Origin of the sequence: Alkalibacillus haloalkaliphilus C5 (assembly GCF_000269905.1) — a bacterium.
Taxonomy (GTDB): domain Bacteria; phylum Bacillota; class Bacilli; order Bacillales; family Alkalibacillaceae; genus Alkalibacillus; species Alkalibacillus haloalkaliphilus_A.
The window spans coordinates 1-1847 of sequence record NZ_AKIF01000250.1 but is presented as its reverse complement, the minus strand read 5'-3'; the positions used below and the strand labels follow the sequence as shown (position 1 = coordinate 1847).

Genomic DNA, 1847 nt, shown 5'->3' with positions numbered 1-1847 from the left:
TGACGTATGAACTTATTCATTAATCAATTAGCAACAGTAGGCTTTTCAACAGCTGATATCGTATTTCAGATTATTATGTTAGTATTTCTAATCGCCTTTCTATCTGTATTAACCGGACTAGTTGTCGTTTTCTTTAAACGAAACAACGAAGTTAAAGCGCTAAAAGAACGCGTCGACCAGTTAGAAAAAGAACGTAATAACGGGTAAATGCTAGTGTCGTGTCATACGTTGTGGTACGCTTTTGGTAGACTAAAGTAAGGAGCATCTATGACTATGTTTGATTATTTAAAACCAGAGAAAAATTATGGTGTTGTTGGACTTGCTTTATTAATTGTTGGTGTTGCCGGTTTTGTCATATTAGAAGTGTACTATACGTTATGGCTTGGTCAGTATCAGCTTGCTAGTTTGTTTTTCTGGGGAGCTGGTTTTGTTGGCAGTATTCTTTACATAGTTGATTTAATTAGAAAAAGAACGAATACGTAAGGGGAGATGTTTTGTCAGAATATTTAATGGCAATGACGTATGATGAGTGTCCAGTTGAAAACGTTTGGGAAGAAATGAATGATTATGTGATTGACGAATCGATTGATTTAAACACGCAACTGAAAACAATCGCAAAAACTGACGTCGCTCCAGTAGTACATGTTTACAAAATTAACGGAGAACAATCGACCTTTATTAAAGAAGTTCGTTACGAAGAATATCAATGTAACTGTGAAAAATGGGCCTAGAAATAGGCTCATTTTTTAATAAATAGAAAAAATATACAATTTCATTTTTTGAGAAGGAAATTTGTTTAATTATGTTGAAGTAGTAGGTAAAGAGACTTATATTTCTATAGTTATAATGTAATAAATAAAGGCGGCGTGCGATGAATCGAACTATAATATTTGTGTCGGTTTGTTTATGTTTAGTTGGGTGTTCATCGGGGACTAATGGTGGAGGGGAAGAGGATGCTGCCCTTCCAACTCAAATGCCTGATGACTTTGATTTTGTTTATCAATATGGTTTTGAGGAAAGACATGAATTGAATACATTTGATGATCTTTATACGAAGGATTTAATTGACAATGGTGAAGTCTCAACCGTTTTAGTGATTAACGATCAGGATAAGGAAGATATTTATGACAAAATGCGGGAATCGAACATATTAGAAACACCAGATGAACTAACTAGAGAAGCGGTTGATGGTACACAATGCAGTAGTAATCCTTACACAACTCATATGCTCGACATGAAAGCAAATGGGGATGAACATTCAGTTGAATGGACGACTAACAATTGTTTGACAGACGAATTAATGGATTTAATTGAGTTTACGAATTACTTGCACGAAGAAGTTATTATGTCACATGAAGCATACCGAGCTTTACCAGAAGCAGAAGGAACTTACGAATAATCCTTCTGCTTTATTTTTTATTTATATGATAAAATGATGTTTAGTTAAAGTAATAGACGTAGGAGGGCCAATACATATGTGGAGGAAATTTGTGTTCGTTTGGTTGCCGATCATTTTAGGTATGTTTATTATTTATTTCATCTATGACTTATGGCGAAGTGATGAAGCGGACCTTGGCTTTTTCGGTCAACTTATGATTGTAGCATTAGTGGGTATTTTCATCGGCGCATTTATCCGAAAGTTTGTGATGAAGAAAAATTAATACAAGATATAAAGTAAGAGGTTGATTGTTAGATCAGCCTTTTGTATTTTATTGTGCTATGATAGACTAGTAAAAATTTGATTAATAGACAGCTAGAGTTAGAAAGGTGTATTCATCTATGTTACATAACCCAAAAGGAAGAGAACGAATAGGTCTAGCGTTATTACTAGGGATGTTAGCTGTATT

At 34.3% G+C, this 1847-nt stretch carries 5 protein-coding genes; all 5 read left to right on the top strand.

Annotated features, from left to right (window positions below):
- Positions 1 to 6: 6 nt before the first annotated feature.
- The 5 genes from A194_RS0116125 (at position 7) to A194_RS0116105 (ending at position 1661) form a co-directional block, all read left to right on the top strand.
- A complete protein-coding gene (locus tag A194_RS0116125; protein WP_017187810.1) occupies positions 7 to 207 on the top strand; it encodes a DUF1049 domain-containing protein in 201 nt (66 codons plus the stop codon).
- A gap of 66 nt (positions 208 to 273) precedes the next feature.
- On the top strand, positions 274 to 483 hold the full coding sequence (locus tag A194_RS0116120) for a hypothetical protein (RefSeq protein WP_017187809.1): 210 nt from the start codon (positions 274 to 276) through the stop codon (positions 481 to 483).
- Between the two features lie 11 nt (positions 484 to 494).
- A complete protein-coding gene (locus A194_RS0116115; protein ID WP_017187808.1) occupies positions 495 to 731 on the top strand; it encodes a hypothetical protein in 237 nt (78 codons plus the stop codon).
- A 140-nt stretch (positions 732 to 871) separates the two neighbouring features.
- Positions 872 to 1399 carry a hypothetical protein gene (locus A194_RS0116110; RefSeq protein ID WP_157783090.1) on the top strand — a complete coding sequence of 176 codons (528 nt, stop codon included), beginning with the start codon at positions 872 to 874 and terminating at the stop codon, positions 1397 to 1399.
- 76 nt (positions 1400 to 1475) lie between these two features.
- Positions 1476 to 1661 carry a hypothetical protein gene (locus tag A194_RS0116105; RefSeq protein ID WP_017187806.1) on the top strand — a complete coding sequence of 62 codons (186 nt, stop codon included), beginning with the start codon at positions 1476 to 1478 and terminating at the stop codon, positions 1659 to 1661.
- Positions 1662 to 1847 lie beyond the last annotated feature (186 nt).

What these genes read in the sequence shown, in the direction of transcription:
- A194_RS0116125 (WP_017187810.1), top strand. Translation starts at nt 7, where the DNA reads ATGAACTTATTCATTAATCAATTAGCAACAGTAGGCTTTTCAACAGCT.
- A194_RS0116120 (WP_017187809.1), top strand. Translation starts at nt 274, where the DNA reads ATGTTTGATTATTTAAAACCAGAGAAAAATTATGGTGTTGTTGGACTT.
- A194_RS0116110 (WP_157783090.1), top strand. Translation starts at nt 872, where the DNA reads ATGAATCGAACTATAATATTTGTGTCGGTTTGTTTATGTTTAGTTGGG.
- A194_RS0116105 (WP_017187806.1), top strand. Translation starts at nt 1,476, where the DNA reads ATGTGGAGGAAATTTGTGTTCGTTTGGTTGCCGATCATTTTAGGTATG.